At 33.4% G+C, this 16,199-nt stretch carries 20 protein-coding genes; 10 read left to right on the top strand and 10 right to left on the bottom strand.

All coding sequences use genetic code 11. The features are described from left to right. Positions 1-783 precede the first annotated feature (783 nt). The 4 genes from asnS to AC6CHK_RS16000 form a co-directional block, all read right to left on the bottom strand. Positions 784-2,232: an asparagine--tRNA ligase gene (gene asnS / locus AC6CHK_RS16015; protein WP_498097880.1), complete on the bottom strand. Its 1,449-nt coding sequence runs from the start codon at positions 2,230-2,232 to the stop codon at positions 784-786. Positions 2,233-2,354: 122 nt separating this feature from the next. Further along, the gene (locus tag AC6CHK_RS16010; RefSeq protein ID WP_498097878.1) at positions 2,355-2,954 is read right to left on the bottom strand and encodes a CDP-alcohol phosphatidyltransferase family protein; all 600 of its coding nucleotides are present in this window, start codon (positions 2,952-2,954) and stop codon (positions 2,355-2,357) included. Positions 2,955-2,976: 22 nt separating this feature from the next. Continuing rightward, positions 2,977-3,606 carry a hypothetical protein gene (locus AC6CHK_RS16005; RefSeq protein WP_498097876.1) on the bottom strand — a complete coding sequence of 210 codons (630 nt, stop codon included), beginning with the start codon at positions 3,604-3,606 and terminating at the stop codon, positions 2,977-2,979. 3 nt (positions 3,607-3,609) lie between these two features. Next, positions 3,610-4,287: an LA_2272 family surface repeat-containing protein gene (locus tag AC6CHK_RS16000; protein WP_498097874.1), complete on the bottom strand. Its 678-nt coding sequence runs from the start codon at positions 4,285-4,287 to the stop codon at positions 3,610-3,612. Positions 4,288-4,394: 107 nt separating this feature from the next. On the opposite strand from AC6CHK_RS16000, the gene AC6CHK_RS15995 reads away from it, so the two are divergent. The 5 genes from AC6CHK_RS15995 to AC6CHK_RS15975 all read left to right on the top strand — a co-directional run bounded on the left by AC6CHK_RS15995 (position 4,395) and on the right by AC6CHK_RS15975 (position 7,842). Further along, positions 4,395-5,324 (top strand): helix-turn-helix domain-containing protein, encoded by a 930-nt coding sequence (locus tag AC6CHK_RS15995; protein WP_498097872.1) that lies wholly within the window; start codon positions 4,395-4,397, stop codon positions 5,322-5,324. Beyond that, entirely contained in the window at positions 5,321-6,127 is an 807-nt protein-coding gene (locus AC6CHK_RS15990; RefSeq protein WP_498097870.1) for a helix-turn-helix transcriptional regulator, read from the top strand. The genes AC6CHK_RS15995 and AC6CHK_RS15990 overlap by 4 nt, the downstream gene beginning before the upstream one ends. Positions 6,128-6,192: 65 nt before the next feature. After that, on the top strand, positions 6,193-6,528 hold the full coding sequence (locus tag AC6CHK_RS15985) for a hypothetical protein (protein WP_498097868.1): 336 nt from the start codon (positions 6,193-6,195) through the stop codon (positions 6,526-6,528). Between the two features lie 119 nt (positions 6,529-6,647). Continuing rightward, the gene (locus tag AC6CHK_RS15980) at positions 6,648-7,079 is read left to right on the top strand and encodes a hypothetical protein (RefSeq protein ID WP_498097866.1); all 432 of its coding nucleotides are present in this window, start codon (positions 6,648-6,650) and stop codon (positions 7,077-7,079) included. After that, positions 7,072-7,842 carry a serine hydrolase domain-containing protein gene (locus AC6CHK_RS15975; protein ID WP_498097864.1) on the top strand — a complete coding sequence of 257 codons (771 nt, stop codon included), beginning with the start codon at positions 7,072-7,074 and terminating at the stop codon, positions 7,840-7,842. Before AC6CHK_RS15980 ends, AC6CHK_RS15975 begins: the two co-directional genes overlap by 8 nt. A 74-nt stretch (positions 7,843-7,916) precedes the next feature. Here the strand turns inward: AC6CHK_RS15975 and rimM are convergent, their stop codons facing one another. Together rimM and AC6CHK_RS15965 are read right to left on the bottom strand one after the other, a co-directional pair. Continuing rightward, entirely contained in the window at positions 7,917-8,459 is a 543-nt protein-coding gene (gene rimM / locus AC6CHK_RS15970) for a ribosome maturation factor RimM (RefSeq protein ID WP_498097862.1), read from the bottom strand. 11 nt (positions 8,460-8,470) lie between these two features. After that, positions 8,471-9,043, bottom strand: coding sequence for a 30S ribosomal protein S16 (locus AC6CHK_RS15965; protein ID WP_498097860.1), 573 nt, complete (start codon positions 9,041-9,043; stop codon positions 8,471-8,473). Positions 9,044-9,237: 194 nt separating this feature from the next. On the opposite strand from AC6CHK_RS15965, the gene AC6CHK_RS15960 reads away from it, so the two are divergent. Continuing rightward, the gene (locus AC6CHK_RS15960; RefSeq protein WP_498097858.1) at positions 9,238-10,092 is read left to right on the top strand and encodes a glycerophosphodiester phosphodiesterase family protein; all 855 of its coding nucleotides are present in this window, start codon (positions 9,238-9,240) and stop codon (positions 10,090-10,092) included. 6 nt (positions 10,093-10,098) lie between these two features. On the opposite strand, the gene AC6CHK_RS15955 is transcribed toward AC6CHK_RS15960, so the two are convergent. The 3 genes from AC6CHK_RS15955 to AC6CHK_RS15945 form a co-directional block, all read right to left on the bottom strand. Next, positions 10,099-10,608: a nitroreductase family protein gene (locus AC6CHK_RS15955; protein ID WP_498097856.1), complete on the bottom strand. Its 510-nt coding sequence runs from the start codon at positions 10,606-10,608 to the stop codon at positions 10,099-10,101. A gap of 120 nt (positions 10,609-10,728) precedes the next feature. After that, entirely contained in the window at positions 10,729-11,178 is a 450-nt protein-coding gene (locus tag AC6CHK_RS15950) for a hypothetical protein (protein WP_498097854.1), read from the bottom strand. Positions 11,179-11,250: 72 nt separating this feature from the next. Continuing rightward, complete coding sequence (locus AC6CHK_RS15945) at positions 11,251-11,781, bottom strand: SRPBCC family protein (RefSeq protein WP_498097852.1); 531 nt, start codon at positions 11,779-11,781, stop codon at positions 11,251-11,253. Between the two features lie 194 nt (positions 11,782-11,975). Between AC6CHK_RS15945 and AC6CHK_RS15940 the strand changes: the two genes are divergently transcribed. The 4 genes from AC6CHK_RS15940 to AC6CHK_RS15925 all read left to right on the top strand — a co-directional run bounded on the left by AC6CHK_RS15940 (position 11,976) and on the right by AC6CHK_RS15925 (position 15,548). Continuing rightward, positions 11,976-14,012 carry a M3 family metallopeptidase gene (locus tag AC6CHK_RS15940; RefSeq protein ID WP_498097850.1) on the top strand — a complete coding sequence of 679 codons (2,037 nt, stop codon included), beginning with the start codon at positions 11,976-11,978 and terminating at the stop codon, positions 14,010-14,012. An 87-nt stretch (positions 14,013-14,099) separates the two neighbouring features. Then, positions 14,100-15,068, top strand: a complete 969-nt coding sequence (locus AC6CHK_RS15935; protein WP_498097848.1) for an alpha/beta fold hydrolase — start codon at positions 14,100-14,102, stop codon at positions 15,066-15,068. Between the two features lie 56 nt (positions 15,069-15,124). Further along, a complete protein-coding gene (locus AC6CHK_RS15930; RefSeq protein ID WP_498097846.1) occupies positions 15,125-15,286 on the top strand; it encodes a hypothetical protein in 162 nt (53 codons plus the stop codon). 61 nt (positions 15,287-15,347) lie between these two features. Continuing rightward, complete coding sequence (locus tag AC6CHK_RS15925) at positions 15,348-15,548, top strand: GNAT family N-acetyltransferase (RefSeq protein ID WP_498097844.1); 201 nt, start codon at positions 15,348-15,350, stop codon at positions 15,546-15,548. Between the two features lie 6 nt (positions 15,549-15,554). Here AC6CHK_RS15925 and AC6CHK_RS15920 read toward each other — a convergent pair whose 3' ends face one another. Then, positions 15,555-16,130, bottom strand: coding sequence for a TerD family protein (locus tag AC6CHK_RS15920; RefSeq protein ID WP_498097842.1), 576 nt, complete (start codon positions 16,128-16,130; stop codon positions 15,555-15,557). Positions 16,131-16,199: the final 69 nt, after the last annotated feature.

Genomic DNA, 16,199 nt, shown 5'->3' with positions numbered 1-16,199 from the left:
ATGTTCATGCCCCGAAAGGCGCTCCTGCGCTACCTTAACAATCTCTCGTTTTCAGTGGGGCAAAGATAGGGCAAGTACCTACACGAAACAAATATTTAATAATCAATTATTTTGATTGTGGAAAAGTATTAAAGTAAAACGCTGGTTTGATAAGCATTAAATAACGTTATAGAGTTATCCACAATATTCATATTATTTTAATGATGGGTAAAGATGTAGTTTTATCCGGGTATCATTAGGAAATTTAGCAAACAAAATATCTATTTTGTTTCTCGAAAATATTGGTAACGACATGTTCTAGGTATAAACAACATCAACGAGTGTACTGTTTACAAAGATTAAGCCAACAGATTATTGATATCAATCTATTAATGAAAGGTGTCGCTCCTACGGAGCTCTCTATATAATGGGATAATAATTACTACAAACATATTGCTCCTCCGGAGCAAAAGAGAAAAATAAAATCTTCAAATGAGCAATAATGCCAATAATGCCAATAATGGAAAGATTGAATTTAGAAAAAATATAACTAGACTGAAGCAAAAAGAATTGGAAAAAATATTTATTTTTTGGCGAATAATCATCTACCGACTACTCCCCTAGCCCAGATTGAACGGCATGTTTGAGCTCTTTTTGCAAGAAGGGATAAGCAAAGGCGCAAAAAAGCGAGTAGTGAAAGCTGGAATGAGCTCCTTAAACAAATTACAGGATTGGAGAATACTTATAATTATAGAACAAAAAATACCTCTGAAAATTTCAGAGGTACTATATATATGATGCAGATTAAAATTCTGCGTTCTTTGGAGTTCTTGGGAAAGGGATGACGTCTCGAATGTTGGTCATACCTGTTACGAAGAGAACCAGTCTCTCTAAACCAAGCCCGAAACCTGCGTGAGGAACAGACCCGAATCTTCTGGTATCCATATACCACCAAAGTTCGTGCTCGTCTACGTGCATCTCTGCCATTTTCGTTTTCAGAACGTCTAATCTTGCTTCTCTCTCTGATCCACCGATGATTTCGCCAATTCCAGGGAAAAGCACATCCATTGCAGCAACGGTTTTATTATCGTCGTTCAGCTTCATGTAGAATGCTTTGATTTCTTTTGGATAGTCAAACAAAACTACCGGACATTCAAAATGCTTTTCTACCAAGAATCTTTCGTGCTCAGACTGAAGATCGGTTCCCCAGCTTTCAACCGGATATTGGAATTTTCCTTTTTTATTTTCTTTCGAGTTCATCAAGATCTCAATCGCTTCTGTATAACTTACTCGTTTGAAACGTTTCGCAATAACATTCTGAAGCTTTTCAATCAAACCTTCTTTTGCTCTGTCTTTTTCCGGTTTTGATTTTTGCTCTTCTTCAAAACGCTTGTCTAAGAAATCCAAATCGTCTTTGCAGTTATCTAAAACATATTGAATCACATATTTCAGGAAATCTTCTGCCAAATCGATGTTATCTTCAAGGTTGTTGAAAGCAACTTCCGGCTCAATCATCCAGAATTCTGCAAGGTGACGGGTTGTGTTTGAATTTTCTGCACGGAAAGTCGGTCCAAACGTATAAATTCTTCCCAATCCCATAGCTGCAGTTTCCCCTTCAAGCTGTCCGGAAACCGTTAAGTTGGTTTTCTTTCCAAAGAAATCCTGAGCGAAATCGATATCACCCTGCTCGTCTCTTGGAATATTGTTTAAATCAAAGTTGGTTACTCCAAACGTTTCACCTGCACCTTCTGCATCAGCTCCTGTAACAATCGGCGTATTGATGTAGAAAAACTGGTTTTGGTTAAAGAAAGAATGAATTGCAAAACTCACGGCGTGACGTACTCTGAAAACCGCCCCAAATAAATTGGTTCTGAATCTTAAATGTGCCTGCTCTCTCAACACTTCTAATGAGTGTTTTTTTGGCTGAAGAATGGTTTTATCTCTTTCTTCTGTAAAGTTATCTCCTAAAATGATGATTTTTTTAGCGATGATTTCTACAGTTTGTCCGGCTCCCTGGCTTTCTACCACTTCACCAACAACTTTTAGAGAAGATGCTGTACTTATTTTACTTACAATTTCCGGATCGAAATTTTCGAAATCAACAACAATTTGCAAATTATTAATTGTAGAACCATCATTTAATGCAATAAAACGATTTGAACGGAAGGCTCTCACCCAACCGTAAACTGTAATGTCATGATGTAATACTTTTTTGTAGTCTTGTAGGACTTCTTTAATCGTCTGCTTTTTCATTTGTTGATTGATAAATTTTTGTATAAAAATTAATGTTTGCAAATTTACAAAAAACGAGGGAACTTTTGCTTGTTATGATTTAGGATTTAAATTAAGATGAGTTTTTCAGTGAAATAAATGATTTAATTAAAAAGTGTACTCTTTTTTCTCAGCTTCCCTTTTCTTATATACCAGGCGTGATAAAAACTTGGGACGTCGTATTGCCATTTTGGGAGAATTAAAATAATCAGAATAACATCGATATGAGAAATGATTCCTAAAATAATAGTAAGATGAAACGCCCAGCCCGCTTGTTGAAATCCTATTAAATAAGTAAAAGCAATCAATAAACTTATCCCCCATAATTTTGAAAGCCAAGCGTGGGTGCAGGTTTCCTTTTTAAATTTAATGATACTTATTATATAACATAAAGTTTCCATAATAAATATAAGTGCAATGCTTTGCCAATGGTTTTTTATCACTTCAGGATTGATAAAATAGGCTGCAAATCCCAACGACAGCCAAAACACCAAATCAACCTGACTGTCGAGTCGTCGTAGTTTTTCTGATGAAACGCCTACTTTTCGGGCAATGATACCGTCAAAAATATCTGTGAGTAGACCTACGAACATCAAGGTTAAGATTAAAAATCTTGATTCTTCGCCTTTTAAGTAAGCCAAAAAGAAAATAATCGGAGCAAAAAGAAATCGTATTGCTATTAATAGATAAGGTATGGTTTTCATGTTTAAAATTTTTTGATGTTATTTAAAATTTAAAAATCAAGCTTGCTTCGGCTGAAAGAGCATTAAATCCTTCTGGCGCAGTTTGCTTATACCACAATCTATACGGCAGATAAGAAGCCTGAACACCAATTCCCACATTATTTTTCCAAAAACGAATTCCCTGACCAATTTTTAGAGATGAAAAACTGGCACTGTGAGTATCTATATAGATTGTATTATCCTTATCAGATTTTTCCTGAGAATCGTCTTTCGGTATATCTCCATCATTAAAAAACAACGTCTGTAAGCTGAATTCTGAAATCCATTCTATTTTGGCACTTCTTAATTCGTATCCCTTGACCATTCTGGCTCCCAGATTCCAAATAAATTCTTCTGAGCGAATAGGATAAAGCAGTCCGTTTTTTCCATAATTAAATTCATAAAGACTTTTACTGTAACCGAAATTTGTTCCTAATTCCAAATGGGTTTTAGATTCATCCGCGGGAAATCTGTACCAATAACCAGCGTACACACCGGCATTTTGCTTTGTTTTAAATTTGTTAAAGTTCAGAAATGAGCCGAATTCGATTAAAGATCTTTCAGTTTTTTCAACTTTGACGTTTTGTGCAGACAGATTCAGACAAAACAACAGGAATATTATTAAAGTTCTCATGACTTAAAAGTTGATTAGTGGTAGTGTGCGTTTTCCGTTTTTGTTCCAGAAGCCGATCTGAAGACCTTTCATTTTATTCGATTTATTCACCAAACCGACCTGCAAACCTTTGCCATCAATATTTTTATTAACGAAACCTATTTGAACACCTCTGAGAATTTCTGTATTATTAAAAGCAGAAAAACTAACACCCTTCATTACTTTAGCCGAAACGCCTAAGATTGCAACAAAAACTCCATTGCCTTTTTCAATATCAAAATTGGCCAACGAGCCCATGACACCATCCATCGTATGACCATAATTGTAAAGAGAAACACTCACACCGTTGTGGCTAATCCCTCTGAAATAACCTGCGGGAGAAATATTGAGGCCATTAACCTGAACAGCTTCTACATTTGCAGTTTTTGCCGGATCATAAAAAAGCCAGAACAAAATTCCTAAAGGATTGATTTCCAAATTAAGTCCGTTTACCTTCTGCAAGTTTAAAGCAGTTTCTTCTTTAAAAAGATATTTAGAATCCAAACCAAATCCTAATGCCAATCCGTTAACTTTATCTATTTCTTTATTTAAAGGAGTAATTGCAACTAATCTTGTTTTTTGATCAGTCATTTTCAAGCTGTCCTGACAGAAAAGCAAACTGTTAAATGAAACAGCAATGATTAAAAATAGTTTCGTTTTCATAATAGCGAGTTTTAAATTATAATTCAAAGCTACCCACAGAACAATCTCACCTGAATGCGAAAAAAAATTAAAATAAATCTTTACATTTGTGAAAATCGCAAATCAGTATGAATCAGGAAATTCTACTCAAACAAATCAGAAAGAAAATCGGAGACAAATCTTTGAACGACGAGATCGCCAATATTCTCAATATTAGTTATGACGCGGCACACCGAAGAACTTCGATGAAAGCAAAATTCAGTTTTGAGGAAGCTGTGGAATTGGCAAAATATTATCAGATATCCATAGATCAGTTTTTGGGAACAGAAAACCAACTGGTCGTGAAAAGAACAAAACCCGTAAAAACTCAGGAAGATTTGTTGTATTTTTTTGAAAGTTCGCTGAAGATTTTAAATGTTTTTCAGAGCATCAATCAATCGAAAGTGTATTATTCGGCGAAGGATATTCCTTTTTTTTACACGATTTCAAATACAATCCTTTCACGCTTTAAATTCTACGTTTGGATGAACTTGCTGAACGAAGATAAATTTCTAGGTCCATTCGAAGATTTTGATCTTCCTTATCATTCTCCGAAAAATGAAATGTTGAAAAATTTGTATGAAAGCCAGAATGTAACCGAAGTTTGGAATGATACCACGATTATGAGTATCCTGATGCAGGTTTCTTTTTACTCAGAAATGGGACTTTTGAAATATAAAGACATCGTGCTTATTTTGGAGGAAGTGAGAAGTGTTCTGCAAAATATCGAATATAAAATTCAGCATAATCCTGATTTCAATTTTTATGTGAATGATTTAGTAATTTTAAGCAATAATATTTTGTTTAAAAATGAATATCAATCGTCGTTTTTTATTCCATTTAATATGTTTGGCTATATGATGACGAACGATGAGAACACTTGCAATGATACTTTAATCTATTTTGAACATGAAATAAAAAATTCGAAATCGCTGAATAGTTCCGGTAACAGAGAGCGGAAAATGTTTTTTAATAAAATGTATGACCAAATTGAAAACTTACAACAAAAATTAAAATGAACACACTTTATAAGGGTGAATTTTTTGGTCAAACCAACAAAACGCTGCACTTCGATGGCCTGATTATCACAGATACAGAATACACTCATTCTTATGTCGACTTGCATTACCACGAGAATGCTTATTTCACTTTTCTTATTCAGGGAAATGTGGTTGAAGGAAACAAAAAAGAAATCTATGAATGCTCTGCCGGAACTTTACTCTACCATCAATGGGAAGATCCGCATTATAATATAAAACCCGATGGTTTTACACGAGGTTTCCACATTGAAATACCCCAAAAATGGTTTGAAAATCTGAATATTTCTAAAAACCAACTCGAAGGAAGCTTTAATATAAAGAATCCCGAAGTAAAACTTTTAATGTATAAAATCTTTAAGGAAAGTAAAATAGATGATATCTCTTCTGAAATTTCTACACATCAGCTTTTGCTCAATATTTTCAGTCAATTATCTACTCAGAATTCTAAGTTAGAAAAGAAACCAATTTGGGTTAAGCAAATTGATGAGTTGCTGCACGAGGGCTATACTGAAAAATTTAGCTTAACAGATATTTCTCAAACGTTAGACATTCATCCAATCCATCTGAGTAGGGATTTTCACAAATATTTCAATTGCAATCTGGGAGATTATATTAGAAAACTAAAGATTAATCATTCTCTATCTTTTCTTACAGCCAACGAAAAATCTTTAACAGAAATTGCGTTAGACTGTGGTTTTGCAGATCAAAGTCATTTTATCCGCAGTTTTAAAGAAAATATCGGAATGACACCTTTGAAATATCGAAAAATTTTGGAAAAATAGTCATGTTAATTCTATTCTATTTTTTTTAAACTAAACTGTCTATTTTTGTTCCTATAAAATTTAAAATGAAATCAAGCTCAATATTTATTCTGTTTTTACTCTTTAATTTTTCCTTTGTAAAATCTCAAAACATCATCAATCCTGAAAAAATTGAAAATTCTGTTCAAAAAAATCATTTGAATACAATTGTTTTTATGGATAAAGCAGTTTCTGAGGAAAATTTAAAAGAATCAGATTTCCTTTCAACGATGATTTTTCAGGAAGATAAAGATTTTGCTATCCATATTTTTCAAGATAATTCTTTGATTAATTATTTACATCAGCTTGATCCTTCTTTAACCGTTGATGAATTGTTAAAAAAAGGAAATTATCAGTTTCTTTTTATGTTGACGGAAAATTAATTTATGTAGAAAATCTTAACTCGGGAGCAGGAACAAAAGAAAGTAAAACTTTAAAAACAACTTTCGGAATTCCTTTTATCAGTTCAAAAAACGAAGATTCCTGGGGAAGATTTTTGTGGATGCGATTTTATTTAAAAAACGGCGGAATCGATGCTTTAGAAACCGGAAGCCATAATTTAAGCATTGAAATAAGACCTTATTTAAAAACTTCAACTTTAAAAACAGGAAAAGTAATCGCAAAAGGCAATATAAATCTGGATATTCCTAAAAAGAATATTCCTGAAAATCAAATTGCCGTTCAAAAAATAAAGCCCAATAGCGGCTGGAAAGTTTCGAATGAAAAATTTAATATCGAAAAAATAAAAGGTTTAAATCAAAAAATAGCAGAGAACAGATTCAAAGATATTACGGGCATCGTTGTAATCAAAAATGACAAGCTTCTTTTGGAAGAATATTTTAATAATTATGAAAGAGACAGCCTTAATGACACCCGTTCTGTAGGAAAATCTTTCGCTTCCGCTTTAATGGGAATTGCTTTGAAAGATGGATAATTTAAAAAATGAAAATCAAAAAATCAATGAATTTTATGATTTAAAAGCATTCAAAAATTATTCTCCTGAAAAAGAAAATATTACGCTAAAAAGTTTGCTGACGATGAGTTCAGGTTTTGATGGAAATGATGAAGATGAAGATTCTCCCGGAAATGAAGAAAATATGTACCCAACTGATAATTGGATAAAATTTGCGTTAGATTTACCATTGACCGACAATAAAATTGGAGAAAAGTGGTCTTACTTTACAACCGGAGTAGTTTTAACCGGAGATATTTTAGATAAATCTATTGAGAATGGATTGGAAAAGTATGCAGATCAAAAATTGTTTCAACCTCTTGGAATAAAAAACCACAAATGGCAATATACACCTCAACACAAAATCTCGCTTGCCGGAGGATTAAGAATGAGAGCTCTGGATTTCGCAAAATTCGGACAGTTATATAAAAATAACGGTGTTTGGAATGGCAAAACTATTTTAGACAAAGAATGGATTAAAAAATCTTTTACCAATTATTTTTCCGGCAATAAAGATTTTGAAGGGTACGGCTATCTGTTTTGGAGAAAAGTATATAAAGTAGGAGATAAAAGTTTTGAATCTTATCAATCTAGCGGAAATGGCGGAAACAAAATTATCATTTTCACAGAGCTACCTATCGTTATAGTCATCACTGCAAAAGCTTATAATAAGCCTTACTCGCACTCACAAGTTGATAAAATTGTACAAGATTATTTATTACCGGCAATTACGAATAATAAATAATTAGCAATAAAAAATTAGTGAAGGAATAGCTACAGTAAAATATTTGCTTCCTTTTTTTCAATTATTTGTAACTTCTATTCATCCTTCTTAGAAGGAGTCAAGAAAACATCGATCAATCCTTCAGGAAGTTGCATTTTGATAAATCTTTCTTCACGATCGACTTCAAGAATCCAGTCTTTGATGATTGGGATTACTACTTCTTTACCATCCAGATTGGTCACAAAGTAGTTTTGTGCTGTTTGATCATTCACAGATCTGATGACACCACAATGATTATCGTTCTGATCAATAATTTCAAAACCAATGATTTCGTGGTAATAGAATTGTTTTCCTGAAAGTTTCGGTAAAGTATCCAACGGTAAATAAACATTTTTACCTAAAGATTGATCCACCAATGCTTCAGAAGAGTTTTTAAAAGCAATATTAAGAGCATCGAGTTTGCTCCAAGATGACTTTTCAATAAAAAAAGGAACCAATAATCCGTTGATTTCAACGAATATTGATTCCAATTTATTGTAAAGCTCGGGTTGATCGGTATCCAGCTTAAGGATAACGTTTCCCGCAAGGCCGTGTCTGCGTGTGATTTTTCCTAAAAAATAGCAATCTTCTTTACGCATACAGGTTTGTTTTAAGCTTCAGTGTTTTCTTCAGTTTCAGCAGCAGGAGTTTCTCCTTCTGTAGCTTCAGCTTCAGCAGCAACTTCTTCAGCAGGTGCATTAGCAGCCTCTTCAGCAGCTTTAGCATCAGCTTCTACTTGTGCAGCAGCAGCGATTCTAGCCTCATTCACTTTAGTTTCAGCATCCAAAGCAGCTTTTTTAGCATCAGCCTGAGCTTTAGATAAACCTTCTACTTTACCTTGTACTTTTTGTTCTTTAGACTCCAACCAAGCATTGAATCTCTTCTCAGCTTCAGCTTCATCAAAAGCACCTTTAGCAACGCCACCTTGTAAGTGTTTTTTGTAAAGTGCACCTTTGTAAGAAAGAATAGCTCTCGCCGTATCAGTTGGCTGAGCACCGTTGTTTAACCACTTTACAGCAGAATCAACGTTCAAATCGATAGTAGCAGGGTTAGTAACTGGGTTGTAAGTTCCTAGTTTTTCGATGAATCTACCATCTCTTCTAGCTCTTGAATCCGCAACCACGATGTGGAAAAAAGGCTTACCTTTTTTACCGTGTCTTTGTAATCTGATTTTTACTGACATAATGTTTGAATTTTAAGGGAACTCGTCCCAGTTAAATATTTAAGTGTGCAAAGATAAATAAAAATTCTGTTGTAACAATCTAAAAAAGTGAATTTGGAAACAAAAATTGAAATTGTTTTTGAATCTTTTTATGTTAATTAATTTTAATAATGCACAAATACTTACTTTATATAAGTTTGTAAAAAATTAAAATAATGAAATGGTTGTTAGCTCTCATTGTATTTTCGACAAACTATTATGCTCAGGATATCACTGTTTTTGCGCATAGAGGATTTCGCGGATTGAATCCTGAAAATACTTTAACAGCATTTAAAGAAGCTTTGCATCACACCTCAACTGTTGAAATGGATATAATGATCAGCAAAAACATGGATGTGGTTGTAACGCATGATGCAGTGATCAATTCAAAAATTTATACTGATAAACAAGGAAAAGCTTTATCTAAAGACAACAAAAACATTATTTACGAACTTAATACCGATGATCTTTCCAATTATACATTAGGAGTATTATCCAATTCAGCCTTTCCTGAACAGGCAAAATTAAAGGAAACCATTCCTACACTTGAAAACGTGATGCAGGAACTCATCAATTACAGTCAATCAAAAGGTTTAAGCCGTCCTCATTATTTTATAGAAACCAAAATATCTGAAAATACAGATGATCAATACCATCCCAAACCCAAAGAAGTGGTCGAACTTCTTGTAAAAGTTTTGAAAAAATATCTAACGCCCGATGAAGTGATTATTCAATCTTTTGATCCCAGAACATTAAGTTATATCGAGAAACATTATCCCGAATACAAAACCTGCTTACTGGATAAAAAGAAACAGCCACTTTCAAAATATTTGACAGAACTGGATTTTAAACCTGATTATTTTTCACCAAGTTTTAAAGAAATTACGTCACAAACTTTAGAAGAATCCAAGCAATTTGCAGTTCCTTTGGTCGGCGGAAATTCAAATTCTAAAAAGGAAATCGAGCAAATGCAAAAATGGGGAATTCAATATGTGATTTCTGATTATCCTTATAAAATGCTTAAAGATTAAGCTGCATTAAACTTTGCCCAAATAGAAAAGCCCAAGACACCTCTGGTTTTCTTCGATCGTCAAAGAATCTTTCAGGTGATCTACAATCTTCGGAGAACTCCAGTAGCAGCCTACTCCATTCGCTGTACAAGTCAAATACATATTCTGAACCGCCATAGAAACAGCCGCAATTTCTTCCCATTCGGGAACCATTCCGCTGAAATTGACAACAATAGAAATGACTGCATCGGCTTTGTTGATCTTAAAACCAATATCATTATATTTTTTTTCTAAAAAAACTTGTGGAGCCTGAGTTGATTTGTAAATCTCCTGCATTTCCAAAGCCAATCTAGCTTTCTCTTCACCTTTGAAAATTTTGAAACGCCAAGGTTTTGTACGCTTGTGATTGGGAGCAAATGTTGCCGAATGCAAAATTTCATCAATAATCTCTTGCGGAATTTCATTTTCGGTATAATCTTTTGGAAAAATACTTCTTCGTTGCTCTATAATTGATTTTAAAACTTCTGCTTTATTCATGAAGCAAAATTACGAAAAAGTTGATTGTTGATCAGGTAATTCTATTATGAATTAAAAATAGAATTAGACTCTTCCTTCGTTAAGAAGGATAGAATATTTAAATTTCTAATTTCTAATTAATTACAAAACCTCCACAATTTTCTGATGAATATTATTTAAGGTAAATGCATCGCCGGATCTCATGCCCATCATTTTTTTTGCCATTGGACTTTCTGCCGATATTGCGTAAAAACGATCGCCTTCAAAAAAGAATTCACCTAAAGAAACAGAAACATAAAACCTGGCTTTATTGGTGATCACCAAAGAACCAAGTTGCACTCTTTCCGTGGAATTGGGAAGCACTTTCGCCATATTTCGCTGAAGGTCATTTAAAGCACCGAGCTGCTTCTGCATCTGATAAATCTCTTCCTGTATTTCTTCTCTCGTGCTGTCGTATTTTGGCGTCTTTTTTATATCCCGGCTTGCTTCTAATGTAAATTCTAAAAAGTTTTTTAGCTTTTCTATTTTTTCCGAAATTACGTTTTTCACATAATTCCTTATGTTGTTTTTTTCAAATACTATCTTCTCCATGAATCGTAATCTTTAGATAAAGATAATATTTTTTTTAAATAAAAAGCCTTGCAAAATTGCAAGGCTGATTTGTTATTTTTCAGATATTTTTTTGAGGTTTCCCAATCCCTGTTCAAACATTTTATTCATCTGCATATCCATCATGGGTTTCATGAGTTTCATCATTGGGGTCAATTCGTTATCCATTGCCCAAGTTACTTTTGTCCCGTTTCCTTCAGGAGCAAGCGTAAAAGTGGATGTTGCGAAGCCTTGCCAAGGCTCAATAAATTGCAACTTTGTTACCATTCTTTCATTCGTCATAATTTCAGTAACGGTCTGTTTACCTTCTCCTACTTCACTATTTCCTTTCCAGTGATAAGAATCTCCAACTTCGCCGCTGGTTCCGGAATAGGTGATTTTCACATTTTTATCAGCCTTTGAAAAAGGATCCCAAACATTGTAAGCCTTCAAAGATCCTGTATGCTGCCAAACTTTTTCTTGCGGAGCATTGATGACAATAGATTTTTCGTAATGGTAATTTTTATCAAAGGCCAGCATAGCAATAATGCCATAAATCACCGCGATTAAAATAATAATACCCAGAACTTTTAAGATTGTTTTCATAGTTTAAATATTTAAGGGTTAAGTTTTTTTAATTAGTCAGCCTCAAAATTAGTTATTCAAACAACATCAATACTTTCATATGACAAGATTATTCAATTGAAGAATATTTGTCACAATTCCTGATTCGGGCATCTTATTTGTGTATTTCACAATCCATATAAAAGATTAAATTTACATTAATTAAAAATAACTCAATGAATATTTTAACAGAAAATTTCAACACACCATATCATTCAGCACCTTTTAACGAAATAAAAAATGAAGATTATCTTCCTGCTTTTAAGGAATTGATTCAGAAATCAGAAGAAGAAATCAACGCTATTGTTAACAATACAGAGGAGCCAACTTTTGAAAATATAATCGAAGCTTTAGCATATTCAGGAGAAAAACTGGATATTACATCAAATATTTTCTTCAACTTAAATTCCGCAGAAACAAGTGACGAATTACAACAAATCGCGCAGGAAGTTTCGCCAATTTTAACTGAATATTCTTCAAAAATATCTCAAAACGAAGCGTTATTCAACAAAATAAAAAAAGTTTACGACGAAAAAGAAAAATATAACCTGAATGAAGAGCAGCAAATGCTTTTAGACGAAACTTATAAAGGTTTTGTAAGAAGCGGTGCTTTATTGAACGAAGAAAACAAAGAAAAATTAAAGAAAATCAATATGGATTTGTCTTTAAAATCTCTTCAGTTCGGGCAAAATGTTTTAGCTTCAACCAACAATTATTTCAAACACATCACCAATAAAGAAGATTTGGCTGGAATTCCCGATGCAATCATTGATCAATACGCCGAAGAAGCGAAAGAAAGAAATTTGGAAGGCTGGGTTGTGACTTTGCAATATCCAAGCTATATTCCGTTTATGACGTATGCCGAAAATCGCGAATTGAGAAAAGAAATTGCTTTGGCGAATGGTAAAAAATCTTTTGACGGCGGTGAATTTGATAACCAAAATCTTATCAAAGAACTTATTGCTTTAAAACAACAAAAAGCCGAGCTTTTAGGCTATTTAAATTATGCAGAATATGTTTTGGAGGAAAGAATGGCAAAATCTCCGGCGAAAGTTCTGGATTTTTTAAATGAGCTTTTAACGAAAGCAAAGCCTTACGCCGAAAAAGAAATCGAAGAACTGAAATCTTTAGCAAAAGCCGATGGAATTGATGAAATCCAAGGTTACGATCATGCTTTTTATGCCGAGAAACTTCGCAAGGCAAAATATGATCTGAATGATGAAGAATTGAAACCTTATTTTCCTTTAAATCAAGTTCAGGATGCCGTTTTTGGATTGGCTAATCAACTTTTCGGATTGACTTTTGAAGAAAGAAACGATATTCCGAAATATCATGAAGATGTGAAAGTGTATGAAGTTTTTGAAGCGGGAAGTGATAATTCTGAAAAAACTTTCAAATCTTTACTTTACGTTGATTATTTCCCCCGAAAAGGCAAACGAGCCGGAGCTTGGATGACGAGCTACAAAAATCAATACAAAAAAGACGGCGAAAATTCTCGTCCGCATATTTCTATTGTTTGTAATTTTAGTAAGCCAACAAAAGATACGCCGAGTTTATTGACGTTTCAGGAAGTGACGACTTTATTCCACGAATTTGGTCATGCGCTGCACGGAATGCTGGCCAACACACAATATCCGAATCTTTCGGGAACTTCCGTGAAGTGGGATTTTGTAGAATTACCTTCACAATTTCTGGAAAATTTCTGCTACGAACCTGAATTTTTAAAAACTTTTGCCAAACATTATAAAACAGGCGAAGTTCTTCCTGACGAAAAAATAGAAAAGATAGAACAGTCAAAAAGCTTCATGGAAGGTTACCAGACTTTGAGACAATTAGGTTTCGGAATTCTGGATATGAATTACCATACAAAAGTTGAAGAATTGCAGAATAAAAGTGTAAAAGAGTTTGAAGATCATTACACAAAAGCAACACAATTGTATCCTGTAAATCCTGAAACAGCGATGAGCCCGAGCTTTTCGCATATTTTTCAGGGTGGATATTCTGCGGGATATTATTCTTACAAATGGGCGGAAGTTTTGGATGCAGATGCTTTTCAATATTTCAAAGAAAACGGAATTTTCAATCCGGAAATTGCTTCAAAATATAAAATCCTGCTTTCTTCAGGCGGAACAAAAGATCCGATGGAATTGTATAAAAATTTCAGAGGAAGCGAGCCGAAAGTAGAAAGCTTGCTAAAAAGAGCATTTGGATAAAAGCAGAAAAGTCCTCGAATTTCAAATTTGAGGACTTTTTATTATCATTTACTTTGAACTTATTAATTCCTTAAACCAGAAAAACTAATGACAAAAAGCTTATTGTTGCTTGTAATCACGATTTTATTTCCATTTGTAATTAATGCTCAAAATAAAAAAGAACTGAAGTCTGAAAATGTTCCACATAAAATTGACACAATTCTTACGCCCGAAATTGGAGGGATAAAACAAACCATAGAAATTAAATCTGATGATTCAAAAAAACCGATACTTCTGTTTCTTTCGGGTGGTCCGGGAAGTTCAATGATGAAGAATGCAGATTCTTTTACAAACATTTTAAAGCAAAAATTCACCATTGTTCAGTGGGATCAAAGAGACGCGGGAAAAACATTAAAATTAAATCCTTCGCCAATACAACCTTCACTTGAGCAAATGCAAAATGATGCTTATCAGGTTATTCGTTTTCTGACAAAGGAATTATACCAAGAAAAAATATATCTGTTAGGAAGTTCTTGGGGAAACGTTTTAGGTTTTTATATTGTTGAAAATCATCCCGAACTCTTATATTCTTATTTTGCTGTAAATCCTGTTGTCAGCCAATTAGCCAGCGAAAAAGAATTATTGAAAACTTTAAAAATTCACTTTACAGAAAATGAGGCAGCAAGTAAAGAACTGGCAAGTGTAAATATTCCTTTTAAAACTGACGAAGATTTATTTTATTTAAGAAAGTGGCTTTTCTATAAAGATGGCAAAGAATATGCAACAAGTGATGATTTTAAAAATGGCTTTCTTCAATGGTCAAAAGTCTGGTCACCAGTTTGGAATGATGTAATGAAGATTAATTTACCTGAAACTTTAAAAAAGGTTAATTGTCCGGTTTATTTTTTTGTAGGTAAAAATGATATTCAGACATCAACTGAAATTATAAAAGCATATTTTGGGAAGTTAAAAGCACCAAAGAAAGATTTATTTTTATTTGAAAATTCCGGACATCAAATACATCAGGACGAACCTGAAAAGCTTCAAAAAATAATTATACAGACATTGGATAAATAATCATGCTCCGCAATGGGGTTTCACAAACAAAAGATAGTTTATAAATAAGTTTAATTATGCAATTACAATACAGAAAAGCCTCAAAAAGCGACATTGATTTTCTGCTGGATCTGAGAAAGAAAACAATGACTGAACATTATGCAAGTTCAAATCTTTCAACAGATGAAAAAGCAACTTACAAAGAGTGCTTTATGAGTTTGAAAAAGCAAATATCATAATTTTAAACAATAAACCGATTGGGCTATTAAAAATAACAAAGCTGAAGATCACATTGAAATTTTGCAGTTGCAGATTGATCCTAAACTTCAGGGAAAAGGAATTGGAAAAAGTATTTTAAATGATATTATTAGTGAATCTTCTCAAAAACCAATTCGTTTAAGTGTTTTGAAAACCAACAAAGCACAGAATTTATATTCAAGTTTAGGGTTTAAAATCATTGATGAAGACGAGCATTCATACCAAATGGAGCTTTCAAAATAAGTTTTATTACTTTATGATCTGTCCGTTATAATATTTTTCTAAAAAGAACGAAAGATCTGCTCTGTAACCAATACCTGAAGCCTCAAATTTCCAACTGCCGTTTTTCTTGTACAATCTTCCGAACTCGATTCCTGTTTCTATGGAAAAATCTTCGTCCAGTTCATATTTAGCAATTTCGGTATTTGTATTTTGATCAACAACCCGGATGTATGAATTTCTTACCTGTCCAAAATTCTGTTTTCTTCTTTCATAATCTTCAATCGTTACGACAAAAAGAATTTCTTCAACCCGTGAATCTACTTTTTCAAGATCAATCATAATGGCTTCATCATCGTCTCCGTCACTATTTTTACCGCTCGGATCGTCGCCTGTATGCGTCAAAGCTCCATCTGGAGAATTCAGGTTATTGTAAAAAACGAAATAATCTTCGCTCACTAGTTTCCTTCGAGAATCAATCATAATTGCAGAAGCATCAAGATCAAAATCGTAACCCGTTCCTTCATTGGGATCCCAGCCCAAACCGATCGTCATTTTTGTGAATCCTAAATCAATTCTTTGTCCTTTCTGTAGGTTAATCGCCATAATTCTTTACTTTATGCCTAAGATAGTTTTGATTTGCCATTTATCCAAATTATCAGATTAAAAAAATAT

This window comes from Chryseobacterium sp. GQ58, from assembly GCF_059758895.1.
This window is presented reverse-complemented; position numbering and strand designations above follow the sequence as displayed.